This window comes from Devosia sp. FJ2-5-3 (genome assembly GCF_029201545.1).
GTDB lineage: Bacteria > Pseudomonadota > Alphaproteobacteria > Rhizobiales > Devosiaceae > Devosia.
On sequence record NZ_CP104007.1, the window covers coordinates 3,679,324 to 3,700,483 of the forward strand.

At 63.2% G+C, this 21,160-nt stretch carries 22 protein-coding genes and 1 tRNA gene; 15 read left to right on the forward strand and 8 right to left on the reverse strand.

Annotated features, from left to right (window positions below):
- Positions 1-81: 81 nt before the first annotated feature.
- Together murA and N0P34_RS17720 are read right to left on the reverse strand one after the other, a co-directional pair.
- Positions 82-1,374 (reverse strand): UDP-N-acetylglucosamine 1-carboxyvinyltransferase, encoded by a 1,293-nt coding sequence (gene murA / locus N0P34_RS17715; RefSeq protein ID WP_275604540.1) that lies wholly within the window; start codon positions 1,372-1,374, stop codon positions 82-84.
- Positions 1,375-1,507: 133 nt separating this feature from the next.
- Positions 1,508-1,657, reverse strand: coding sequence for a hypothetical protein (locus tag N0P34_RS17720; protein ID WP_275604541.1), 150 nt, complete (start codon positions 1,655-1,657; stop codon positions 1,508-1,510).
- A 125-nt stretch (positions 1,658-1,782) separates the two neighbouring features.
- Here N0P34_RS17720 and N0P34_RS17725 point away from each other — a divergent pair.
- The 3 genes from N0P34_RS17725 (at position 1,783) to N0P34_RS17735 (ending at position 4,344) form a co-directional block, all read left to right on the forward strand.
- A tRNA-Thr gene (locus tag N0P34_RS17725) sits at positions 1,783-1,857 on the forward strand.
- A gap of 310 nt (positions 1,858-2,167) precedes the next feature.
- The gene (locus tag N0P34_RS17730) at positions 2,168-2,992 is read left to right on the forward strand and encodes a class I SAM-dependent methyltransferase (RefSeq protein WP_275604542.1); all 825 of its coding nucleotides are present in this window, start codon (positions 2,168-2,170) and stop codon (positions 2,990-2,992) included.
- 149 nt (positions 2,993-3,141) lie between these two features.
- Complete coding sequence (locus N0P34_RS17735) at positions 3,142-4,344, forward strand: phosphoglycerate kinase (RefSeq protein ID WP_275604543.1); 1,203 nt, start codon at positions 3,142-3,144, stop codon at positions 4,342-4,344.
- Positions 4,345-4,460: 116 nt separating this feature from the next.
- On the opposite strand, the gene N0P34_RS17740 is transcribed toward N0P34_RS17735, so the two are convergent.
- Positions 4,461-5,291: an aldo/keto reductase gene (locus tag N0P34_RS17740; RefSeq protein ID WP_275604544.1), complete on the reverse strand. Its 831-nt coding sequence runs from the start codon at positions 5,289-5,291 to the stop codon at positions 4,461-4,463.
- Positions 5,292-5,504: 213 nt separating this feature from the next.
- On the opposite strand from N0P34_RS17740, the gene N0P34_RS17745 reads away from it, so the two are divergent.
- The 6 genes from N0P34_RS17745 (at position 5,505) to N0P34_RS17770 (ending at position 11,575) form a co-directional block, all read left to right on the forward strand.
- Complete coding sequence (locus tag N0P34_RS17745) at positions 5,505-6,533, forward strand: class I fructose-bisphosphate aldolase (RefSeq protein ID WP_275604545.1); 1,029 nt, start codon at positions 5,505-5,507, stop codon at positions 6,531-6,533.
- Positions 6,534-6,730: 197 nt separating this feature from the next.
- On the forward strand, positions 6,731-7,336 hold the full coding sequence (locus N0P34_RS17750; RefSeq protein ID WP_275604546.1) for a thiamine phosphate synthase: 606 nt from the start codon (positions 6,731-6,733) through the stop codon (positions 7,334-7,336).
- Positions 7,333-8,496 carry a tetratricopeptide repeat protein gene (locus N0P34_RS17755; RefSeq protein WP_275604547.1) on the forward strand — a complete coding sequence of 388 codons (1,164 nt, stop codon included), beginning with the start codon at positions 7,333-7,335 and terminating at the stop codon, positions 8,494-8,496. Before N0P34_RS17750 ends, N0P34_RS17755 begins: the two co-directional genes overlap by 4 nt.
- A 136-nt stretch (positions 8,497-8,632) precedes the next feature.
- Positions 8,633-9,427: an inositol monophosphatase family protein gene (locus N0P34_RS17760; protein ID WP_275604548.1), complete on the forward strand. Its 795-nt coding sequence runs from the start codon at positions 8,633-8,635 to the stop codon at positions 9,425-9,427.
- 126 nt (positions 9,428-9,553) lie between these two features.
- The gene (locus tag N0P34_RS17765; protein WP_275604549.1) at positions 9,554-10,543 is read left to right on the forward strand and encodes a flagellar motor protein MotA; all 990 of its coding nucleotides are present in this window, start codon (positions 9,554-9,556) and stop codon (positions 10,541-10,543) included.
- 3 nt (positions 10,544-10,546) lie between these two features.
- Positions 10,547-11,575 (forward strand): peptidoglycan -binding protein, encoded by a 1,029-nt coding sequence (locus tag N0P34_RS17770; protein WP_275604550.1) that lies wholly within the window; start codon positions 10,547-10,549, stop codon positions 11,573-11,575.
- A gap of 468 nt (positions 11,576-12,043) precedes the next feature.
- On the opposite strand, the gene N0P34_RS17775 is transcribed toward N0P34_RS17770, so the two are convergent.
- Entirely contained in the window at positions 12,044-13,852 is a 1,809-nt protein-coding gene (locus tag N0P34_RS17775; RefSeq protein WP_275604551.1) for an ABC transporter transmembrane domain-containing protein, read from the reverse strand.
- Positions 13,853-14,061: 209 nt separating this feature from the next.
- Here N0P34_RS17775 and rpmE point away from each other — a divergent pair, with 209 nt between their 5' ends.
- Together rpmE and N0P34_RS17785 are read left to right on the forward strand one after the other, a co-directional pair.
- Positions 14,062-14,283 (forward strand): 50S ribosomal protein L31, encoded by a 222-nt coding sequence (gene rpmE / locus N0P34_RS17780; protein ID WP_275604552.1) that lies wholly within the window; start codon positions 14,062-14,064, stop codon positions 14,281-14,283.
- 70 nt (positions 14,284-14,353) lie between these two features.
- Positions 14,354-14,671, forward strand: a complete 318-nt coding sequence (locus N0P34_RS17785; protein WP_275604553.1) for a YnfA family protein — start codon at positions 14,354-14,356, stop codon at positions 14,669-14,671.
- 2 nt (positions 14,672-14,673) lie between these two features.
- Here the strand turns inward: N0P34_RS17785 and N0P34_RS17790 are convergent, their stop codons facing one another.
- The 4 genes from N0P34_RS17790 to N0P34_RS17805 form a co-directional block, all read right to left on the reverse strand.
- Positions 14,674-15,195, reverse strand: a complete 522-nt coding sequence (locus N0P34_RS17790; protein ID WP_275604554.1) for a DUF1465 family protein — start codon at positions 15,193-15,195, stop codon at positions 14,674-14,676.
- Positions 15,196-15,494: 299 nt separating this feature from the next.
- Positions 15,495-15,707 carry a hypothetical protein gene (locus N0P34_RS17795; protein ID WP_275604555.1) on the reverse strand — a complete coding sequence of 71 codons (213 nt, stop codon included), beginning with the start codon at positions 15,705-15,707 and terminating at the stop codon, positions 15,495-15,497.
- A gap of 36 nt (positions 15,708-15,743) precedes the next feature.
- Complete coding sequence (locus N0P34_RS17800) at positions 15,744-15,968, reverse strand: hypothetical protein (RefSeq protein ID WP_275604556.1); 225 nt, start codon at positions 15,966-15,968, stop codon at positions 15,744-15,746.
- A 106-nt stretch (positions 15,969-16,074) separates the two neighbouring features.
- On the reverse strand, positions 16,075-16,260 hold the full coding sequence (locus tag N0P34_RS17805) for a DUF1192 domain-containing protein (protein ID WP_275604557.1): 186 nt from the start codon (positions 16,258-16,260) through the stop codon (positions 16,075-16,077).
- Positions 16,261-16,341: 81 nt separating this feature from the next.
- Between N0P34_RS17805 and N0P34_RS17810 the strand changes: the two genes are divergently transcribed.
- The 4 genes from N0P34_RS17810 to N0P34_RS17825 all read left to right on the forward strand — a co-directional run bounded on the left by N0P34_RS17810 (position 16,342) and on the right by N0P34_RS17825 (position 21,146).
- On the forward strand, positions 16,342-17,376 hold the full coding sequence (locus N0P34_RS17810; RefSeq protein ID WP_275604558.1) for an NAD(P)H-quinone oxidoreductase: 1,035 nt from the start codon (positions 16,342-16,344) through the stop codon (positions 17,374-17,376).
- Between the two features lie 138 nt (positions 17,377-17,514).
- The gene (locus N0P34_RS17815; protein WP_275604559.1) at positions 17,515-18,246 is read left to right on the forward strand and encodes a cell cycle transcriptional regulator TrcR; all 732 of its coding nucleotides are present in this window, start codon (positions 17,515-17,517) and stop codon (positions 18,244-18,246) included.
- 272 nt (positions 18,247-18,518) lie between these two features.
- Complete coding sequence (locus N0P34_RS17820) at positions 18,519-19,277, forward strand: sulfite exporter TauE/SafE family protein (protein ID WP_275604560.1); 759 nt, start codon at positions 18,519-18,521, stop codon at positions 19,275-19,277.
- A gap of 66 nt (positions 19,278-19,343) precedes the next feature.
- Positions 19,344-21,146: a M3 family oligoendopeptidase gene (locus tag N0P34_RS17825; RefSeq protein WP_275604561.1), complete on the forward strand. Its 1,803-nt coding sequence runs from the start codon at positions 19,344-19,346 to the stop codon at positions 21,144-21,146.
- Positions 21,147-21,160 lie beyond the last annotated feature (14 nt).

Consider the following 21,160-nt stretch of genomic DNA (forward strand, 5'->3'; position numbering starts at 1 on the left):
GGCCAAGAGCCCCGCCCTGCGAGCATAGCTCTCCGGGCCTGACAGACTAAAATCGCTCCACCGGAGCGATTTTTACGTCTGTCAGCCTGCAAGGCGTTCGATTTCGGCGCCGCAGCGGGAGAGCTTGTCTTCCAGCCGCTCAAAGCCGCGATCGAGGTGATAGATGCGGTTGACGATGGTCTCGCCCTTGGCCGCGAGGCCGGCAATGACCAGCGACACCGAGGCGCGCAGATCGGTTGCCATGACCTGGGCGCCCTTGAGCTGGGACTTGCCGGTGATGGTGGCCAATTGGCCATCAACCGAAATATCGGCCCCGAAGCGGGCGAGTTCGGCCACATGCATGTAGCGGTTCTCGAAGATGGTTTCGCGAATCTGGCTGGTGCCCGAGCTCATGGTCATCAGCGCCATGAACTGGGCCTGCAGATCGGTCGGGAAGCCCGGGAAAGGATCGGTTTCCACATCAACCGGCAGGATGCCATTGCCATTGCGACGCACGCGCAGGCCCTCGGCTTCGGTGGTGAGTTCGACCCCGGTCTGGGTCAGGATATCGAGCGCCGACTGGAGATGCTCGGGCCGCGCGCCGCGCAGCAGCACATCGCCCCCTGTCATGGCCGCCGCCATGGCGAAGGTGCCGGTTTCGATGCGGTCGGGGATGACTTCGACCGTCGCGCCATGCAGCTTTTCGACACCCTCAATGGTGAGCGTGCGCGTGCCGATGCCGGAAATCTTGGCACCCATGGCCACGAGGCACTCGGCGACATTGGTGATTTCCGGTTCCTGGGCGGCATTTTCGATTGTTGTCGTGCCCCGGGCCAGCGTTGCGGCCATCAGAATGGTGTGGGTGGCACCTACCGACACTTTGGGGAAGACGATATGGGTGCCGACGAGCCCGCCCTTGGGGGCGCGGGCAACGACGTAGCCCTCGTCGATATCGATCTCGGCCCCAAGCGCCTTGAGACCAAAAAGGAAGAGATCGACGGGGCGCGTGCCGATGGCGCAGCCGCCGGGCAAGGAGACGCGGGCCTCGTGGCAGCGGGCGAGCAGCGGGCCGATGACCCAGAAGCTCGCGCGCATCTTGGAGACCAGCTCATAGGGCGCGGTTGTATCGACGATGTCAGCGGCATGGAAGGTCATGCGCTGGCCCACGCCCTCCGATTCGCCACGGCGGCGACCATGAACGGCGATATCGACGCCATGATTTTCGAGAATGCGCTCGAGCTGCTTGACGTCGGCGAGGCGCGGCACATTGGTGAGCACGAGCGGCTCATCGGTCAAAAGCGAAGCAATCATCAGCGGAAGGGCGGCGTTCTTGGCCCCCGAAATGGTAATGTCGCCGTTAAGCGCATTGCCGCCGACCAAACGTATACGATCCATAAAATGGTTCCTCTGAACCGGCCTGTCAGGGCCTTCTACCTGTGGGGGAGGTAGGCGAGGTCTTCTGTGCCACGTAAGCCAGACCAGCCGCGCTCGTGCGAATATGTGACGTCTCAGTTCGCCTGAAAATGGTTTACGGTTTCTTGACCGCGTCCGTTTCAGGGGCCGGAGCATCATCCCGGGCAGCGCGCGCCCGAGCCTGATCCTTGCGACGCTTGAGGTTCTCGCGAAGCTTTGCGGCTAATCTTTGCTCGCGGACATTGGCTTCGGTCGACTTGCTCATCGCCTTCCTGGCTATCAGTGATTCACAGGCGCTGTTGATAGGCGTTTTTTCCTCTTGCGTCGAGATAAACCCTATGGCACTAGGGCGCCTGTCGCTGAGAGGGAACACCCCGGCGCCAATCAGATGCTGCCGTAGCTCAGTGGTAGAGCACTCCCTTGGTAAGGGAGAGGCCGACAGTTCAATCCTGTCCGGCAGCACCAGTTTTCCCCTTGATATCGTTGAGACATTCGATCCTTGAGGGATCGTGTCCGTTTGACGGCGCTGTGGGCATTCCGAGGGTTTTTGCAGCCCGTCGGCTCGCATCGCGTCGGGGCTTTCCGACGGGTCGGGAAGACCTCCGGGCGGTGCATTGGCGTGTCCGTTCGGCGTGTCGGATCGAGCCGCGCCTCAATGTGCTTTGGATTATGCGCCGGATCACATCTGCGCTGGGGAGGGCGATGGGGCTCGCGGTGGAGGGGCCGAGGGCGTATCATCGAGAGGCAATCATCCGCCTCTGACTGGAGGACGGCCGTGGACAGGAATAGCGCAGCTTTTGTCGGCAGTATTCCCGAGCTCTATGATCGCGGGCTCGGGCCGGTGATCTTTGCCGATTTTGCCGAGCAGATGGCCGAACGCGTCGCCGCGACTTCCCCCGAGATCGTCCTCGAAACTGCGGCCGGAACCGGGATCGTAACCCAGGCGCTGCGGCGCAGGCTGCCCGAGGCGACGCGCATCATCGCCACCGATCTCAACCCGCCCATGCTCGAAATTGCCCGCTCCAAGCCGGGACTGGACAGGCAGGTGACGTTGCAGACAGCGGACGCTCAGAACTTGCCGTTCGACGACGGAACATTCGATGCGATCATCTGCCAGTTCGGCCTGATGTTCTTTCCAGACAAATTGCACTCGTTTGGCGAGGCGCTGCGTGTGCTGAAGCCGGGCGGACACTACCATTTCAGCGTCTGGGACGCCCATCGCTACAATGGCTTCGCGCGGATTGTGGATGGCCTGGTGCGGGAAACGTTCCCGGTGGATCCGCCGGCCTTTTATGCGGTGCCGTTTTCCTGCGCTGCAATCGACCCGCTCAAGGCAATGGTGCTCGATGCAGGCTTTGCCGATCTGCGGATCAGCGTCGTGACGCTGGACAAGATCGTCGATGATCTCGAGCCATTTTCGCGCGGACTCATTTTCGGCAATCCGCTCATCGACCAGATCCGGGCCCGTAATGGGCCGAGCCCGGAGGCGATGCAGGCCAAGCTTTTGGCCCTGTTGCAGGCCGAATTCGGCTCCGGCCCTGCAATCATGCCGCTGCAGACGATCTTCTACCGCGCGAGCAAACCCGTCGCCTTGTTCTAGACCGGATGTCCATCTCATTGCTGTCATGGCGGAAAGCCGGGAATTGACGCCCTGCCCTGAGTGCATGCTGCAGATTTTTCGCTCCCCTGCTTCCACCCATCGTGCCACTCTGCTACCCCACGGCGGAAGAATGACCGGAGGCAGGACCGATGAGCGACAGTTTCAAGACCCTCGATGAACTCGATCTCACCAACAAGGTCGTGCTGCTAAGGGCCGATCTCAACGTACCGATGGCTGACGGCAAGGTGACCGATGCGACGCGCATCGAGCGGCTCGTGCCCACCATCCGCGCCATCGTCAAGCACGACGCCAAGGTCGTTCTGCTCAGCCATTTCGGCCGCCCCAAGGGGAAGGTCGACGCCGAATTCTCGCTCGAGCAGGTCTGCGCCGCCGTCGCCGATGAAACCGGCCACCCCGTCGGCTTCGTGGCCACTGACTGGGTCGATGTGAGCCAGGCCCGACAGGCGATCGAAGATGCGCCCCCCGGCTCGGTTCTGGTGATGGAAAACACTCGTTTCCATCCCGGCGAAGAGGCCAATGATGTCGAATTGGCCAAGCGCATGGCTAGCCTCGGCGATATCTATGTCAATGACGCCTTCTCGGCCGCGCACCGCGCGCATGCCTCGACCGAGGCGCTGGCGCACCTGTTACCGGCAGCGGCCGGCCTTGCCATGGAAGCCGAACTCAAGGCGCTGGAAGCGGGCCTCGGCAAGCCGAAAAAGCCCGTCGTCGCCATTGTCGGGGGCGCCAAGGTCTCGTCCAAGATCGATCTGCTCGAAAACCTCGTGACCAAGGTCGATGGCCTCGTCATCGGCGGGGGCATGGCCAATACCTTCCTGCATGCCATGGGCTATGGCGTCGGCAAATCGCTGGCCGAGAAGGATCTCGCCGATACGGCCCGCCGGATCATGGACAAGGCGGAGAAATCCAATTGCGCCATCATCCTGCCGATCGACGCAGTGGTCTCCTGGCATTTCAAGGCCAATTCGCCGACCCGGCTCTATGGCGTGGACGCCATCGACCCCGATGGCATGATCCTCGATATCGGACCGTCCTCGGTCGAGCGCATCACCGGCGCCATTGACGACGCCCACACCGTGGTCTGGAACGGACCGGTTGGCGCCTTCGAAATGGAGCCATTCGACGCCGGCACCGTGGCGATCGCCAAGCATGTCGCCAAGCGGACGCATGATGGGCATCTGGTCTCGGTGGCGGGCGGCGGCGACACGGTGGGGGCGCTGGCCCATGCCGGGGTCAAGGATGGGCTGACCTATGTCTCGACCGCCGGCGGCGCCTTCCTTGAATGGATGGAAGGCAAGCCCCTGCCCGGCGTCGAAGCGCTCAAGAAATAGTTTCGGGATTATTTTGGGGGTTGCTCCCCAAATTTTCCTGCTGGGTCATCAAGAGCCCCTCCCCTCAAGGGGTGGGGCTCTTTTTTGTTGGGCGAGGCAAGCCCGCCGCCCCGGGATCAGAACTTCGCAGTCACCGGGTCGGAGCCGAGGCGGCCATCACTGGCGTCGAGGCCGGTGATTTCAGCCTTGTCCTGATCGGTCAGCGTGAAATCGAAGACATCGAAATTTTCGACGATGCGGCTTGGGGTGACCGATTTGGGGATGACCACAAGGCCGCTGTCGAGATGCCAGCGGATGATGATCTGCGCCACGCTCTTGCCATGTCGGGCGGCGATGGCGGCAAGAACGGGGTGTTCGAGCAGCTTGCCCTGCCCCAGCGGGCTCCAGCTTTCCGTCAGAATGCCGAGCCTTTCGTGCTTGGCGCGCATGGTCTTCTGCTGAAAGCGAGGGTGCAGCTGGATCTGGTTGAGGGCCGGGGTGACGCCGGTGGCCGCGATGATCTGTTCGATATAGTCCCCTTCGAAATTGGACACGCCGATGGAGCGCGCCTTGCCCTCTTCGCGCAGGCGGACCAGCGCCTTCCAGGTTTCCACATATTTTCCGCGGAAGGCCGAGGGCCAGTGGATGAGGTAGAGGTCGACATAGTCGGTGCCGAGCCGCTTGAGGCTGGCATCCATGGCGCGCAGGGTGGACTCAAAGCCCTGATCGTCGTTCCAGACCTTGGTGGTGAGAAAGATGTCGGCGCGCGCCACGCCCGAGGCGCGGATCCCCTCACCGACCCCCTCCTCATTCTGATAGACGGCCGCCGTATCGATATGGCGGTAGCCAGCACCCAGAGCCGCCTCGACCGCGGTAACCGCGACATCGTTGGGGGTCTGCCAGACGCCCAACCCGATCTGCGGGATGGTACGGCCGTCATTGAAGGTCACGTGCGGTTGCGTGCTCATCGGTTTATCCTGGACTGTGGTGCGGAAAATGGTGCGTGGCACCGGGATGGATCGCCACTTTACGATGGAAGCGCAAGAGAGCCAAGTCGGGCCGCAAAGGTTCCCAAGCAATCTACCATACAAGGTAAGTCTTTCGTCGCATATCCGGACGTCTAATCGAAAGCGCGCTAACGAAAGTCTAAGTCTAGGGTCACGGTTCTTATGAGGGATACCATGACAAAATCGCTTAATTCCATTGCCCAGAAGCTGATGGAAACCGGCAGGGGCATTCTGGCCGCCGACGAATCCGAAGGAACCATCGCCAAGCGTTTTGCCAAGATCAACCTGCCCAATTCGCTCGATCTGCGCCGCGACTATCGCGAGATGCTGTTCCGCTCCAGCGATGCGATGCGCAACTACATCTCGGGCGTCATCCTGACCGAGGAGACCCTCAAGCAGGAGGCCGCCGACGGCACGCCGTTCCGCGCCATGCTGGCCGATGCGGACTGCATTCCGGGCATCAAGGTCGACCGCGGCGCCTTCCCCATGCCCGGCGATACCGGCGAGAAAATCACCGAGGGCCTCGACGGCCTGCGCCAGCGCCTCGAGCAATACGCTCATCTGGGCGCCGGCTTTGCCAAGTGGCGCGCCGTGATCACCATCAATGACATCGCCCCCACCCGCAACAATATCCGCGCCAATGCCCATTCTCTCGCACGCTACGCCATGCTGTGCCAGGAAGCCGGCATCGTGCCGATCGTCGAGCCGGAAGTGGTGGGCGATGGCGAGCCGGGCAACCATTCGATGGAACGCTGCGCCCAGGTGACCGGGGACGTGCTCGAGAACGTCTTCAAGGAACTCCGCCTTGCCGGCGTCGATCTCGCCGGCATGCTGCTCAAGCCCAATATGGTGCTGCCGGGCATCAATTCTCGCGAGCGGCCCAGCGTCGAGGACGTCGCCCGCCGCACGGTGGAAGTGCTCAAAGAGCATGTTCCCGCCGCCGTTCCGGGCATTGCCTTCCTTTCGGGCGGGCAGACGGACGAGGAAGCCACGGCCCATCTTTCGGCCATGAACCGGATTTCCAACAAGCCCTGGCCGCTGACCTTCTCCTATGGCCGCGCCTTGCAGAACGTCGCGCTGCGCACCTGGGCCGGTCGCCGCGAGAACTTCCCGGCAGCACAGGCCGCCTTTACCCATCGCGCCAGGATGAACTCGCTGGCCGCGCTCGGCGAGTGGAGCAACGAGGTCGATCGCGCCGCCTGATTGTCGGCACCATCGCACGCGAAAGACGCGCTCCTCTCGGGGCGCGTTTTTTATTGCGTCAACATCCCTTGCATGGTCCCCGCGCATGCAATCGGGCTTCCATTGCCAGCATGGTGCCCTTGCCCTATTGGAGAAAAGGTCCCCTTTCTGCCCCAATGCCAGACTAGGGAATTGCAGCGTCGCAAGTCGGGTTTTTCATGGCTCCCCAAATTTATCTCATTACCCCCGCCGATCCGGACCTTGTGGAGTTTCCGCGCCGTTTGATGGCCGTGCTGGCCGGTCCGGAAGTCGCAGCCATCCTCGTGCAGCGCGGCACGCTGGGCGCGGAAGACTATGCCCGGCTCTCCGAGCGTGTGGTGCAGATCGGCCAGGCGGCCGGCGCCGCAGTATTGGTCGAGGATGATGTGGAGCTCAGCCGCCGTGTCGGTGCCGATGGCGTCCACATTGGCGCGGGCGGAACAAAGGCCATCCGCGCTGCAGTTGACAGCCTCAAGCCTGACGGCATTGTGGGCGCAGGCGCCGTGCAGTCCCGCCACGATGCGATGAGCTTTGGCGAGCTTGATGTCGACTATCTGTTCTTCGGCCCCCTTGGCGGCGCGCCGGACGGCCAGGCGGACGAGTTCGCCCAATGGTGGGCGGAAACCTTCGAAATTCCCGCCGTGCATTCCGATCCCTCGGCACAGCCCGGCCAGCTTGCGGCTACTGGGGCGGAGTTCATTGCGCTGTCCGACAGCGTCTGGTCGGCGGCCGATCCGGCGGCGGCGCTGGCGGCGCTTGCCGCTGCAGCACGGGAAAGCGCATGACGCGGCGCGCCAGCCTGATCGCCCTGGCCTGCCTCTGCCTGCTGCAGCCGGCGGCGGCGCAGACCAGCGATGCCGAACAGATCAGCAATGCCGTCTTCGGCACGCCCGAAAATGTCGACTATGCCTTTGGCGCGTTCCAGCGCGGCTATTTCCTGACGGCGCTGGAGCTGGCCCTGCCCCGGGCGGAACAGGGCGACGCGGCGGCCCAGACGCTGATCGCCGAACTCTATGCCAAGGGCCTGGGCGTGGCGCAAAATCTCGAGCGCGCCGCGGGCTGGTATCAGCTCGCAGCCGGCAATGGCGACATGCTGGCGACTTTCGAGCTGGGCCTGCTCTATCAGGATGGCGTTGGCGTTGAAAAAGACCGCAAGCGCGCCGCCGAGCTCTTCGCCAAGGCATCAGCGGCCGGCTATCCGCCGGCAAAATACAATATGGCCCTGCTCCATGTCGAAGGCGTCTATGCCGAGCCCAGCCTGACCACAGCCGCCCGGCTGATGCGGGAGGCGGCCGACGCGGAGCTGCCGGAAGCGCTCTACGATTACGGCTCGATGCTGATCGAGGGGGCGGGCGTCGCCCCCAATACCGAAGAAGGCGCGCGCTATATCGGGCTGGCGGCCGAAGGCGGACTGGTAGCCGCGCAGATTGACTATGCCACCCTGCTCTATCTCGGCCAGGGCATCGAACGCGATATCGAGGCTGCGGTCTCCTGGTATCAACGCGCCGCCGAAGCGGGCAATCCCGTGGCCCAGAACCGGCTGGCCAAGCTGGTTGCCGTCGGAGAGGGTACGATTCTCGACCTTGAGACCGCGGCCATGTGGCGCGCCCTGGCGCGGCGGCAGGGGCTGAACGATCCCTCGCTCGACCGGCTGCTGGTCTCCATTCCGCCGGCTGCGCTGGCCCGGGCCGAAGAGCGGGCCCGCTTCTGGCCGGAAACGCCGCTAAGCGCCCAGACAGCCACGCCAGCGGCCTCGCGGCCCGAGATCATCGGCCCGCTGCTGCCGGCGCCGACGGACCCTGAAAACGCGCCAAGCCAGGCAGTCAGTCCCGCGGCTGCAGCGCCGGAAGCGGCACCAGCTGAACTGGACGAAAGCCCCCTCGAAAACCTGCCGGAGACCCTCGAGACGCCCCCGGAGGGCGAAGCGGAGACCCAAGACCCTTGAATGGGCGCGCGTTCTCAGGCAATAAGCCCGCCACACTTTCAATCAGCGGCAGGACTTTCGGGTCCATCCGGCGCTGCGGCGGGGCATTGTCCCGGCGGCGCACCACAAGCTGCATGAGCCAAGCGAGCACAACATAATGGCGCGTTCCGCCCTCCTCACCGTCATGGTCAATGCCGCCTTCAAGGCCGGCAAATCGCTGTCTCGCGATTTCAACGAGGTGGAGAACCTCCAGGTATCGCGAAAAGGCCCGGCCGATTTCGTGTCGAAGGCCGACATCAAGGCCGAGCAGATCGTGTTCGACGAACTGCGCAAGGCGCGCCCCACCTATTCCTTCCTGATGGAAGAGGGCGGGGAAGTGACCGGTACCGATGGCCAGCACACCTGGATCATCGATCCGCTCGACGGCACCACCAATTTCCTGCACGGCATTCCGCTTTTCGCAGTCGCGATTGCCCTGCAGCGCGGCGACGACATCGTTGCCTCGGTGATCTACAACCCGATCACGGACGAGCTCTACACGGCCGAAAAGGGCGGTGGCGCCTGGCTGGCCGACCGCAAGCGCCTGCGCGTCGCGGCGCGCCGTCACCTGTCGGATGCGGTGATTTCCACCGGCATCAAGACCCAGGGCACGTCCAATGACGGGCTGCAATTGCGCCAGCTCGCCCATATCAATCCCGCCGTGGCCGGCATCCGCCGCTCGGGATCGATCTCGGTCGACATGGCCTGGCTTGCAGCCGGCCGCTTCGATGGCCTGTGGGAAGCCGGCCTCAAGCCCTGGGACGTGGCACCGGGCTATCTGATGGTCAAGGAAGCCGGTGGCCTCGTGACCGATTATGCTGGTCAGCCCGGCTCCATCTGGAACGGCCAGATCGTTGCCGGCAACGAAATCCTGCACGGCGCGCTGATGAAGTCGCTGAAGTCCGTCCAATAGGCGCTCAGCGCGGTCGGATGCAGGGACGCCCCGGCAGTCGTTAAGCTTTTCCATTGTCACGACTATCAGCCGCCTCTAGTGTCTGAGGCGGTTGATTTGCGTTAGGCGGGACAGGGCAAAGGCACGATGTCGCAAGGTTACGATCCCTATCATCTGGCCAGTCCGACGGTCTACCTCGTCAAGATCGTGATCTTCCTGGTGCTGGTCGCGCTGGTCGCCGCGATCCTGTTCACCCAGATCACCACCTTCTTCTGGGCAAACCCGTTCATCAACTCGATGATCTTCTTTGCCCTGTTCGTGGGCATCTTCCTCAGTTTCCGGCAGATCTTCCGGCTTTTCCCGGAAGTGAAATGGGTCAATTCGCTTCAGGATGGCGACGTGGCGCAGGTGCGTCCACCGGTGTTGCTGGCCCCCGTTGCCGGGCTTTTGCGCGAGCGCATCGGGGAAGCGATCATCACCCCCTCCTCCATGCGCTCCATTCTCGATTCCGTGGGCAATCGCCTCGACGAGGCCAAGGATACGTCGCGCTATCTTACGGGGCTGCTGGTGTTCCTCGGGCTCATGGGCACGTTTTACGGCCTGCTCGAAACGGTTAGTTCCGTCGCCGGGGTGATCAATGCCCTCGACGTCACCTCGAGCGACAGCGGCTCGCTGTTCGCCAATCTCAAGGAGGGGCTGGCAGCGCCCCTGGGTGGCATGGGCACGGCGTTCTCGTCGTCCCTCTTCGGCCTTGCGGGCTCGCTGGTGCTGGGCTTTCTCGATCTGCAGACCAGCCAGGCTCAGAACGCCTTCTATACCGATCTCGAAGACTGGATGACTTCGATGACCGAGCTCGACCATCCGGTTTCCGCCATGCAGGCCAATGCCGGGGGGCCCGACATGCAGGCCATGATCGACAGCATCGGCGCCACCATGCAGAGCCAGAATTCTTCCCAGAACGCCATTCGCGCCATGGCCGAACTGGCCCGCGGCATTGACGGGCTGGTCAAGCATATCCGCACCGAGCAGGACGATCTCCGGCGCTATATCAACGAGCAGGGCGAAACCAACAAGAAGCTGCGCGACCTCATCGAGGCCATGCTCAACGAAGCCGACCAGACCGAGCGCCGGGACTAGGCCATGGCAGGCTCGACCCGCTCCCGCAGGCGGCAGGAGGCCAATTACTGGCCCGGTTTCGTCGATGCGCTGTCCAGCCTCCTGCTGGTCATCATCTTCATGCTCAGCCTCTTCATGCTGACGCAGTTTTTCCTCGGCCAGGAAATCCAGGGGCGCGACACCGCGCTGTCGCGGCTCAACAGCCAGATCGCCGAACTCACCGAATTGCTGCAGCTCGAACGCGCCAGTTCGGACGATTTGACCGACCAGCTGGCCGCCTTGACGGCAACGCTCTCCTCCACCGAGGCGGAGAATGCCGCGCTGGCCGGGCAATTGGCCGGAATCGGGACCGGGCTGGGCGACCGGGACAGCACCATTGCGGGGCTGCAGGAGGATCTGCTGGCGGCCGAGCAATTGTCGGACGAGGCAAATTCGCAGGTCGCCCTGCTCAACCAGCAATTGGCGGCGCTGCGCACGCAGATCGCGGCGCTGGAAAACGCGCTCGAAGCCTCCGAGGCCCGTGACACCGAATCGCGCACGCAGATCGCCGATCTGGGGCGGCGGCTCAATCTGGCGCTTGCGCAGCGCGTGCAGGATCTGGCGCGCTATCGGTCGGACTTCTTCGGACGCCTGCGGCAAATCCTCGAGGGACGCGCTGATGTCCGCGTCGTGGGCGACCGCTTCGTGTTCCAATCCGAAGTGCTGTTCTCGGCCGGCCAGGCCACAATCGCCACGGAGGGCCTGCCCGAACTCGACGCGCTGGCCGACGCCATATTGCAGCTCGAGGCGGAAATCCCGCCCGACATCAATTGGGTGCTGCGCATTGACGGGCATACCGACAAGCGGCCCATATCCAATGCGCGCTTCCCGTCCAACTGGGAATTGTCGGCGGCGCGCGCGATCTCGGTAGCTGAATATCTGGTGTCCAAGGGCGTAGCCCCGGCCCGCCTCGTCGCCGCCGGCTTCGGCGAATTTGCCCCACTCGACCCCGCCGATAATGACGAAGCCTATCGCCGCAACCGCCGCATCGAATTCAAGCTGACCGAGGGGTAATCCCCGACAGCGCCACGCGCCGGCAAAACGCTCCAGTGGAGCGTTTTGAGGGGATTACGGGTTGAGCCATGCGAAACCCCGGCCTGCAGCGTCACGCGACCCCCCCGGTCTGGATACCCCCACCCGGCCTCCCCCTGATAGGGGGAGGAGTGAATCGTGGCTCGCGATGATTGGGGCATCACCGAGCTGTCCCTCCTCCTTATCAGGGGGAGGTTAGATGGGGGTTTTGCTGCTGGTGCACCGGGGACTTCACCCCTCACCCCGCCCTCTCCCTGAGGGGCGAGGGGGCGATGGAGCCGGGAGGGTGGTGCGTTTTGAGGCCACTTTGGGTTTGGTCACGGGGAGAACGGATTAACGGGGGAGAACCCCCACCCGGCCTCCCCCTGGTAGGGGGAGGAGTGAATCGTGGCTCGCGATGATTGGGGCATCACCGAGCTGTCCCTCCCCCTGTCAGGGGTATTGCGAGCCCTACTCCGCCCGGAACTGCAGCTTGGCCAGTTCGGCGTAGCGACCGCCCTTGGCGACGAGTTCGTCATGGGTGCCCTGATCGATGATCTCGCCGCCATCGAGGACGAGGATATTGTCCGCATCGCGGATGGTGGCGAGGCGATGGGCGATGACGAGAGTGGTGCGGCCGCGCATCAGATGTTCGAGCGCGATCTGCACCAGGCGTTCGGACTGGGCGTCGAGAGCGCTGGTGGCTTCGTCGAGCAGCAGGATCGGCGCGTTCTTGAGGATGGCGCGGGCGATGGCGAGGCGCTGTTTCTGCCCACCCGAGAGCATGACGCCCCGTTCGCCCACGATAGTGTCGTAGCCATTGGGCAGGTCGAGCACGAAATCATGGACCAGCGCCGCGCGGGAGGCGGCTTCGATCTCGGCCTCGGTCGCGTCCGGCTTGCCGAAGCGGATATTGTCGGCAATCGAGCCGGCAAAGATCGTCGGCTCCTGCTCGACATAGGCAAAGCGCTGGCGCAGGTCGAAGAGCCGCACCTTACGGATATCGACGCCATCGACAAGGATGCGGCCGCTGGTGACGTCGTAAAGCCGCTGCAGCAGCGACAGCGTCGTCGACTTGCCGGAGCCCGAGGGGCCCACCAGCGCCACTGTCTGGCCCTTGCCGACGGTGAAGCTGAGATCGCGCAGCACACGATCGCCGGACGCCGGATCGTAGCCGAAATCGACGTGCTCGAAGGCAACCGTGCCAAGCGGCGGCTGACTCAGGGTCACCGGATTTTCCGGATCACGGATAATGGCCTCGGTGTCGAGGATCTCGGTCAGCCGCTCGGTCGAGCCGGCCACCGATTGCAGCGTGCCCAAAACCTCGGACACATTGGTCAGCGCACCCGAAGCCATCAGCGCATAGACCATGAACTGGGCGAGCTGCCCGGCCGTGACCGAGCCCTCGAAGACGGCGCGGGCGCCCCACCAGACGAGACCGACCAGCGCACAGGTGCCGAGGAAAATGACCAGCGCCACCAGGATGGAGCGGGCGCCAAGCCGCCGCACTTCGGCGCCATAGCTGGCCTCGGTGCGCTCTTCATAAAGATTGGCCTGCACTTCTTCCTGGGTGAAGGATTTGACCGTGCGGGTCGCCCCGAGCATTTCGGTGGCCATGGCGGACAGATCGGCCAGGGCATCCTGGGTGTTGCGCGACATGCCGCGCAGGCGGCGCGAATAGAGCATGACCGGGAAAATGATCGCCGGCACCGCGATGACCACGGCCAGCGTCAGCACCGGACTGGTGAGAATCATCATCGCCAGCGCACCGATGATGGTCACCATGGACCTCAGGGCGAGCGAGAAACTCGAGCCCACGGCACCGCGGATGATGGCAGTGTCGCCATTGAGGCGACTGGTCAGTTCGCCGACGCGATTGGTGTCGAAATAGCGCGCGTCGAGCTTGAGCAGGTGCGAGAAGACGGCCTGGCGCAGATCGGCAACGACACGCTCGCCGATGACGGAAATGAAATAGAACCGCGCGCCGCTGGCCATGGCCATCACGCCGGCAATGGCGATGATCCAGAAGCCATAGCGCCCGACATTGTCGAGATTTTGTGCAATGAAGCCTTCATCGATGACGCCGCCCAGGAAGGCAGGAATCGCCAGGGACGCGGAGGCGGAGACCAGAAGAAACAGAACGGTCAACGACAGCCGGACCGGATAGGCCAGCATGAAAGGCAGAAGGCGGCGCAAGGGCTGGAGGCGCTTCGGCTCGAGCCGGGGCGTGTCGAGGACCTTTTCCGGCTCGTTTTCTGCCGGGACGGCTTGATCTGTCATAAGCTGGTTCGCCGCTCCGGTTGGTTTTTCCGCCGCAAGGCGGTGCGATCGATATAGGCGCGAGGGCTTATACCGGCAACAGGCAGCTTGCGGGTAAAATTGCCGCTGTCACGCCCTTGCCTAAACGGGCTAGCTTCTGTAATAGACCGCCAACACAAGTTTCCAGCTCTCCGGGCGCCACGGCGCCCGTTTGATTTGAGGCGCATGCGATGAAGTCCGATATCCATCCCGACTACCACACCATCAACGTGGTCATGACCGACGGCACCACCTACCAGACCCGTTCGACATACGGCAAGGAAGGCGACACGCTGCAGCTCGACATCGACTCCAAGACCCATCCCGCCTGGACCGGCGGCACGGGCCAGCTGATGGACCGCGGTGGCCGCGTTTCGCGCTTCAAGGAGCGCTTCAAGGGTCTCGGCCTCTAAGGCTGGCTCTCGAAAAGAATTTCAAAGCCCGGCCCCGTGCCGGGCTTTTTGCTGTCTGGAGCATGACGCCATGCGATTTGCGCTGTTCTTTGCGGCGGCCCTGCTTGAAATCGCCGGCTGTGTGCTTGTCTGGCACGCCTGGCGGCAGGGGCCGCTATGGCTCTGGGCGCCGGCCCTTGTCGCGCTTGGCGCCTTTGCATGGCTTCTGGCGCTCAGCGGCATGGACAGCGCCGGACGCACCTTCGCGATCTATGGCGGGATTTATGTGCTCGCCTCGGTGGCCTATATGGTGTGGGGCGAGGGCATACGGCCAGACAGATGGGATGTTGCGGGCATTGCCCTGACCCTGGCCGGGGCGGCTACCATCTTCTTTGCCCCGCGCGGCTAGGCCTAGTCGGCGCGCTTGAACGCCGCCTGAAGCCGCGAGAACTGGTCGGCGATGCCATTGGCCTGCCCTATCGGCTGGTCCGGCAGGGCACCGCGCTCAAGCTGGTCGAGCTGCATCACCCGATCAAAGAGGCGGTCGCCCTTGTCGATGAAGTCGCGCAGCATCTGAGGCAAAAGATCGTAGCCGGGGCCACCGCGTTCGGACGGTGTTGCGGAGAACTTGACCTTTTCCTTTTCGGCGCGGGCATTTTCGCGGCTTATTTCGCCTTCATTGACCGCGCGCTGGAGCAAAAGCCAGGAGGCGATCTGCATCAGGCGGGTGGTGAGGCGCATGGATTCGGTGGCGTAGAGAAACGCAGCCTCGCGCGGCAGGAAACGGCTATCTTCGCGCCCGTCCTCGTCGAGATAGGCGGCCACTTCCTCGATCAGCCCCATGCCTTCGCGGTAGAGCGCCGTAAAGCCCCCCGAGGCCGCAATGCGTGGACCGATGGCAATTGCCGATGTGCTGTCGCCCTGTTCCGCCATTCCGCTTCCTAAGTCGTGGTGCCGAGAGGTGTCCCGGCTCGACGGGGACAATAGGCCCGATCCGCCCGGGCGTCACTCATGCGGTTGTACTTAGGCTAAGATGTGGTTAGCCGCCAGACCATGTGGACAAAAAGAAAGAGCCGTAAAAACGGCTCTCGAAGTTAACAGGGAGGCGTCAAACAGAGGGAGAAACCGCTCTGAAGAATTCAGAAGAATCTGAATAATGAGACCTTACCCGCGAGATATTAATTGCGCGTTAACGGCACAAGGTTTCTTAACCTTGCCAGCCGAAGCTTTCTTTACCAGCCCTGAGCACGCATTGAACTGTCGAGCAGCGTCCGGCCCGTCAGCGTGATCAGGGCCGTGCCCGAAACCGTCTCGACCCAGCCCTTGTCTTCGAGGCTTCGCAGATGACTGCCCTCGACCCCGCCGACGCGGCCATCGGCCAGGGCGCGCAAATGCGCCAGCTCTGCCGGGCGGACACCTTCGAGAATGATATCGACCTGTCGCATCGTTTCGTCTCCATCAACGCCCCCGGCCAGATGGGCCTACGGGCGACGAAAAGGCGGCTGGCTGTAGCGGGCCGCCTGCAATTGCCACATGAATGTCTGGACCGGCTGCTCGCGCCAGGCGCGTTCGCCTGGTGTACGAGCCGACGCAATGGGCAGGCGCGGCGTTTCGGGGGCATGACCCGAAGCGTTGAGCGCCCGCTTCACTGCGTAAACGCCGGACACTACAAAAAGGGTGGCGACGGGAAAAAAGTTCCAGTTCATCTGACGCATTCCTGAAGGATGCGAAGATCTTAACGTGTCCCGCCGGGGTTTCGAAGTTTACCGATGGTTAACCTTAACATGGAGCAAGCCGTCGCCCATTGCAGGCTCAGAACTTGAACGCGGCCTCGGCTGCCTTTCTGGTATCGCCGCGCGCAGCGATCGCAGCCTTGAGGCGAACGATTTCGCCCTCGAGCAGGGTGACGCGCTGTTCCAGCTCCTCGACGGACATCGCGTCGAGCGCCATGCCGACTTCATGCGCGGTGGGACGCTTGCGGTTCTCTTCCTCGATCATTGCAGTCTCCCATATGTGCCTTTGGCCACAGATTAGCGCAGCGGACTTGCCGAGCAAGCGCGGCTGGGCAAACATGTCGGCATGACATCATCACATTTGCTGCCGGCCGACATGCTGGCCACTGCCATTACCGCCCCAGGCGGACCAGAACAATTACTGCCGAAGCGGTTCCCCCTGCCCGAGATCGGCCCGGGCGACATCCTGATCCGCGTCGCTGCGGCGGGGGTCAACGGGCCTGACCTGGCGCAAAGGCGCGGCCACTACGACCCACCGCCCGGCGCCTCGCCCCTGCCGGGGCTGGAAGTGGCCGGCATTGTCGTGGCGCTGGGTGATGAGGTCACCAACCACCAGCTCGGCGCATCGGTGATGGCGCTGACCAATGGCGGCGGCTATGCGGAATATGTCGCCGTGCCCGCCGGCCAGGCTCTGCCGCTACCGGGTGGCTGGAGTTTTGCGGAAGCTGCGGCCCTGCCCGAAACCTGGTTTACAGTGACGCAGACCCTCGTCATGCGGGCAGGCCTGTCGCGCGGAATGAGCGTGTTGGTGCACGGCGCCTCGGGCGGCATTGGCGGGGCGGCCATCCAGATCGCCACCCTTCTCGGCGCAAAAGCCATCGGCGTCACCTCGTCCCCTCAGAAGGCAGATTACGCCATGGCGCTGGGTGCGATTGCCACGATCGACCGCGGCGAGGACATTGCGGCGCGCGTGCTCGAGCTGACGGATGGGAGGGGCGTCGACCGGGTTGTCGATGTCATCGGCGGGGCCATGGCTGCGGGCAATGTCGCCGCTTCCGCCCGAAACGGGCATATCGTTCTGATCTCGACGCTCGAAGGCGGCACCGCGCCGGTGCCGCTGCGCCAGATGATGGCCAAGGGCCTTACCCTCTCCGGCTCGACCCTGCGCCCGCAGGACAGCGCCACCAAACGCGCCATCGCCGAGCGGGTCGGCGCCTTCCTGCCCGCCCTAGCCTCGCCCAGCTGGCGCAAGCCGGATATCGCCATTTTCGAGATGGAAAAGGCATCGGAGGCGCATGCCGCCATGGAGGGGCGCGGCCATATCGGCAAGCTGGTGCTGCTGACCCCATACGGGCGCGAGCGCGCGGCGGATCTGTCTTAATAAATCCTTGGCAGAGTTGATAAGCGTTGCAGGATTGCGAGCAAAACTCTATATTGGAGGCAGTTTCCCCCTCAGCATTTGGCCAAGAGGCGGAGCGGCCCGGAGGAAAACCGGCCGCGCCACCAGGAGAGAATTGACATGTCCCAGCCCCTTTTGATGCCCAAGGCGACTGCCGTCTGGCTCGTGGACAACACTGCCTTGTCGTTCGAACAGATTGCCGCCTTCTGCACGCTGCATCCGCTGGAAGTCCAGGGCATTGCCGATGGTGACGTCGCCAGCGGCATCATGGGCGTCAACCCCGTGCAGAACGGACAGCTCTCGCGCGAGGAAATCGAGAAGGCCGAGAAGGATCCCAATTACCGTCTCAAGCTTTCCGATCCCAAGGTTCGCGTTGCCGCCGTCAAGCGCAAGGGCCCGCGCTACACCCCGATCTCGCGCCGCAATGAGCGCCCCAATGCCATCAAATGGCTGGTGCGCAATCATCCCGAGCTCAAGGACGCGCAGATCATGCGTCTCGTCGGCACCACCAAGTCGACCATCGACTCGGTGCGCGAGAACAGCCACTGGAATGCCGCCAATCTGACCGCGATGGACCCGGTGACGCTCGGCCTCTGCAGCCAGATCGAGCTCGACCTCGAGGTCAAGCGCGCGTCCAAGGATGCCGTGCAGACCAATGAGCTGCCCGAGGGCACCACCCTGCTCACCGCCGAGGAAGCACTGGCGCGCGCTGCTGCCCGCACCCATAACGACCTCAGCTTCGATGACGAAGGCGGGGAGCACCATCACCGCCCGGCGCCGAACAATGAAGAGTTCGATGCGGACTCCGTGTTCTCCAAGCTCAAGTCGCTCAAGAGCGATACGGACGAATAATCGGACAGGATCCGAGTTCAGGAAATCCCCGCCCATTTTGGCGGGGATTTTTGTTTGTGGGGAATTTTGTGCCGGTGGTCACCCCCCTCCTAACCTCCCCCTGTCAGGAGGAGGGACCGATCGAGTTAGCGATGATGCCGGTGGGCCACTGCAGCGCTCCTCCCCCTGCCAGGGGGAGGCCGGGTGGGGGACATCGGGTAGCGTCCGGTTGACAAAACATCCATACAAGAGGGCAGATAGACACTTCCTGCCGTCCGGATTCGTTTTCCAAAATGTTTGATCCTGTTTTCGTCGCGATCGCCGTGCTCGCGGTGCTGATTGTCGGCCTGTCCAAGGCCGGGCTGCTCGGAGGGCTCGGCGTTGTCGGCGTGCCCATGCTGGCCCTCATCATGCCGGCGCGCGATGCCGCGGGGATGATGCTGCCGGTGCTCTTGTGCATGGATGCGGTGGCGGTGTGGATGTATCGGAAGGAATTCGACCGCTCGATCCTCAAGCTGATGCTGCCGGGCGCGCTGATCGGCACCCTTATCGGCTGGGCCCTGTGGGCCTTTGTCAGCGACGCCATGGTGCTGCTGATGGTTGGCGTCGTGACCCTGCTTTTCGTGCTCGACGCCGTCTTTCCGCTGCGCAAGAAGCTCGAGGGCCTGCCGCCTTCGCGCGGCTGGGCCCGGTTCTGGGGGGCTACGGCGGGTTTTACGAGCTTCATCTCGCACACGGGCGGCCCGCCGTTCCAGATCTATGTCCTGCCGCAAAAGCTGTCGCCGGCCATCTATGCCGGCACGTCAGCCGTGTTCTTTGCCATCGTCAACACCTCCAAGCTGATCCCCTATTTCTTCCTGGGCCAGCTCAATGTCAGCAATCTGACGCTTTCGGCGGCGCTGGCACCGGTGGGCATGATCGGCGTGTTCATCGGCATCTACCTGGTGCGGCGGATATCGGCCAAGCTCTTCTACACCATCGCCTATTGGCTGATCTTCCTTTTGGCTTTCAAGCTGATCTGGGATGGGCTTGTGGGCGTCATGGGGTGGTAGGCGACCCTTCACAGCACGCGATCGGGTGGGTAAGGTCCGCCGCGATTGATTTTCCGGGAGATTTAGATGAGTTCCACCGCGCAAAAGGGCCATAACCAGTTCGGCAATTTGCCTGTCTGGGATCTCTCCGATCTTTATCCCGGCAAGGACAGCCCCGAATTCAAGGCGGCAGTGGAAGAAGCCAAGGGGCTCGCGGCCAAATTCGAAGCCGACTACAAGGGCAAGCTGGTCGATCTGACCAAGGCCGGCAAGCTGGTGCAGTCCATCAAGGACAGCGAAAAGCTCGAGGATTTGGGCGGCCGCATCGGCTCCTTCGCCTTCCTCCAATATGCGCAGAACACCACCGACCCCGACCGCGCCAAGTTCATGGGCGACATCAACGAGATGCTGACAGCGCTCTCGACGCGGACGCTGTTCTATACGCTTGAGCTCAATCGCATCGACGATGCCGATCTCGAAGCCGCCTTCGCGGCCGATCCGGAACTGGCGCGCTATCGCGTCTGGTTTGCCGATCTGAGGAAGGCAAAGCCCTACCAGCTCGACGACAAGCTCGAAGAGCTGTTCCAGGACAAATCGGTGACCTCGTTCTCGTCCTGGAACCGGCTCTATGACGAAACCCTGGCCTCGCTCGAATTCGAGGTCGATGGCGAAACCCTGAGCATCGAGGCGACGCTACATCTTTTGTCCGAGCAGGACGAGAAGAAGCGCGAAAGCGCCTTCAACGCGCTGGCAAAGGTGCTGAAGGCCAATAGCCGGCTCTTCACCCACATCACCAATGTCTTGGCCAAGGACAAGGAAATCTCGGACCGCTGGCGCGGCTATGAGGATATCGCCGACAGCCGGCACATGGCCAATTCGATCGAGCGCGAAGTGGTCGATGCGCTGCAGAGCGCAGTGCAGGAGGCCTATCCGCGTCTTTCGCACCGCTACTACAAGATGAAGGCCAAGTGGTTCGGCAAGGACAAGCTCAATGCCTGGGACCGCAATGCGCCGCTGCCGACCAGCGACGAGCGCGTCTGGGACTGGGACAGCGCCGTTTCGACCGTGCTCGAGGCCTATGGCAAGTTCTCGCCCGAGCTGGCGGATGTGGCGAAGCCCTTCTTCAACTCAGGCTGGATCGACGCCCCGGCGGGCAATGGCAAGCGTTCGGGCGCCTTTGCCCATCCGACCGTGCCCAGCGCCCACCCCTATCTCATGCTGAACTATCTGGGGCGGACGCGCGATATCATGACGCTGGCCCATGAGCTGGGCCACGGCGTGCACCAGAGCCTTGCCGCCGCGCAGGGACCGATCCTGGCCAATACGCCTTTGACCCTGGCCGAAACCGCCTCGGTGTTCGGCGAAATGCTGACCTTCCGCTCGCTGCTTGAAAAGACCACCGATCCCAAGCAGCGCTTTGCGCTCCTGTCCTCCAAGGTCGAGGACATGCTCAATACGGTCGTGCGGCAAATCGCCTTCTACAGCTTCGAGCGCAAGCTCCACACCGCCCGCCGACAGGGCGAGCTGCGCACCGAGGAAATCAACGCCATCTGGCTAGAAGTGCAGGCGGAATCGCTGGGCGACGGCATTGTCGTCAATGAAGGCTACGAGACCTTCTGGAGCTATATCCCCCACTTCATCCACTCGCCCTTCTATGTCTACGCCTACGCGTTCGGCGACTGCCTTGTGAACTCGCTCTATGCGCAGTATGAGAAGTCCAGCGAAGGCTTTGCGGAGCGCTATTTCGAGCTTCTCAAAGCAGGGGGCAGCAAGCACCATTCCGAACTGCTCGCGCCGTTCGGTCTGGATGCGAAGGATCCCAATTTCTGGTCGCTCGGCCTATCGATGATCGAGGGGCTGATCGACGAGCTGGAAGCGACCTCGCCCTGAGGCAGTCCGGCGGG

Coding starts and splice junctions, on each gene's coding strand:
- N0P34_RS17770 (WP_275604550.1), top strand. CDS start 10,547: ATGGCAGGCTCGACCCGCTCCCGCAGGCGGCAGGAGGCCAATTACTGG.
- N0P34_RS17735 (WP_275604543.1), top strand. CDS start 3,142: ATGAGCGACAGTTTCAAGACCCTCGATGAACTCGATCTCACCAACAAG.
- N0P34_RS17795 (WP_275604555.1), bottom strand. CDS start 15,707: ATGCGACAGGTCGATATCATTCTCGAAGGTGTCCGCCCGGCAGAGCTG.
- N0P34_RS17820 (WP_275604560.1), top strand. CDS start 18,519: ATGTTTGATCCTGTTTTCGTCGCGATCGCCGTGCTCGCGGTGCTGATT.
- N0P34_RS17720 (WP_275604541.1), bottom strand. CDS start 1,657: ATGAGCAAGTCGACCGAAGCCAATGTCCGCGAGCAAAGATTAGCCGCA.
- N0P34_RS17805 (WP_275604557.1), bottom strand. CDS start 16,260: ATGATCGAGGAAGAGAACCGCAAGCGTCCCACCGCGCATGAAGTCGGC.
- N0P34_RS17765 (WP_275604549.1), top strand. CDS start 9,554: ATGTCGCAAGGTTACGATCCCTATCATCTGGCCAGTCCGACGGTCTAC.
- murA (WP_275604540.1), bottom strand. CDS start 1,374: ATGGATCGTATACGTTTGGTCGGCGGCAATGCGCTTAACGGCGACATT.
- rpmE (WP_275604552.1), top strand. CDS start 14,062: ATGAAGTCCGATATCCATCCCGACTACCACACCATCAACGTGGTCATG.
- N0P34_RS17750 (WP_275604546.1), top strand. CDS start 6,731: ATGGCTCCCCAAATTTATCTCATTACCCCCGCCGATCCGGACCTTGTG.
- N0P34_RS17785 (WP_275604553.1), top strand. CDS start 14,354: ATGCGATTTGCGCTGTTCTTTGCGGCGGCCCTGCTTGAAATCGCCGGC.
- N0P34_RS17740 (WP_275604544.1), bottom strand. CDS start 5,291: ATGAGCACGCAACCGCACGTGACCTTCAATGACGGCCGTACCATCCCG.
- N0P34_RS17825 (WP_275604561.1), top strand. CDS start 19,344: ATGAGTTCCACCGCGCAAAAGGGCCATAACCAGTTCGGCAATTTGCCT.
- N0P34_RS17810 (WP_275604558.1), top strand. CDS start 16,342: ATGACATCATCACATTTGCTGCCGGCCGACATGCTGGCCACTGCCATT.
- N0P34_RS17745 (WP_275604545.1), top strand. CDS start 5,505: ATGACAAAATCGCTTAATTCCATTGCCCAGAAGCTGATGGAAACCGGC.
- N0P34_RS17790 (WP_275604554.1), bottom strand. CDS start 15,195: ATGGCGGAACAGGGCGACAGCACATCGGCAATTGCCATCGGTCCACGC.
- N0P34_RS17800 (WP_275604556.1), bottom strand. CDS start 15,968: ATGAACTGGAACTTTTTTCCCGTCGCCACCCTTTTTGTAGTGTCCGGC.
- N0P34_RS17755 (WP_275604547.1), top strand. CDS start 7,333: ATGACGCGGCGCGCCAGCCTGATCGCCCTGGCCTGCCTCTGCCTGCTG.
- N0P34_RS17775 (WP_275604551.1), bottom strand. CDS start 13,852: ATGACAGATCAAGCCGTCCCGGCAGAAAACGAGCCGGAAAAGGTCCTC.
- N0P34_RS17815 (WP_275604559.1), top strand. CDS start 17,515: ATGTCCCAGCCCCTTTTGATGCCCAAGGCGACTGCCGTCTGGCTCGTG.
- N0P34_RS17760 (WP_275604548.1), top strand. CDS start 8,633: ATGGCGCGTTCCGCCCTCCTCACCGTCATGGTCAATGCCGCCTTCAAG.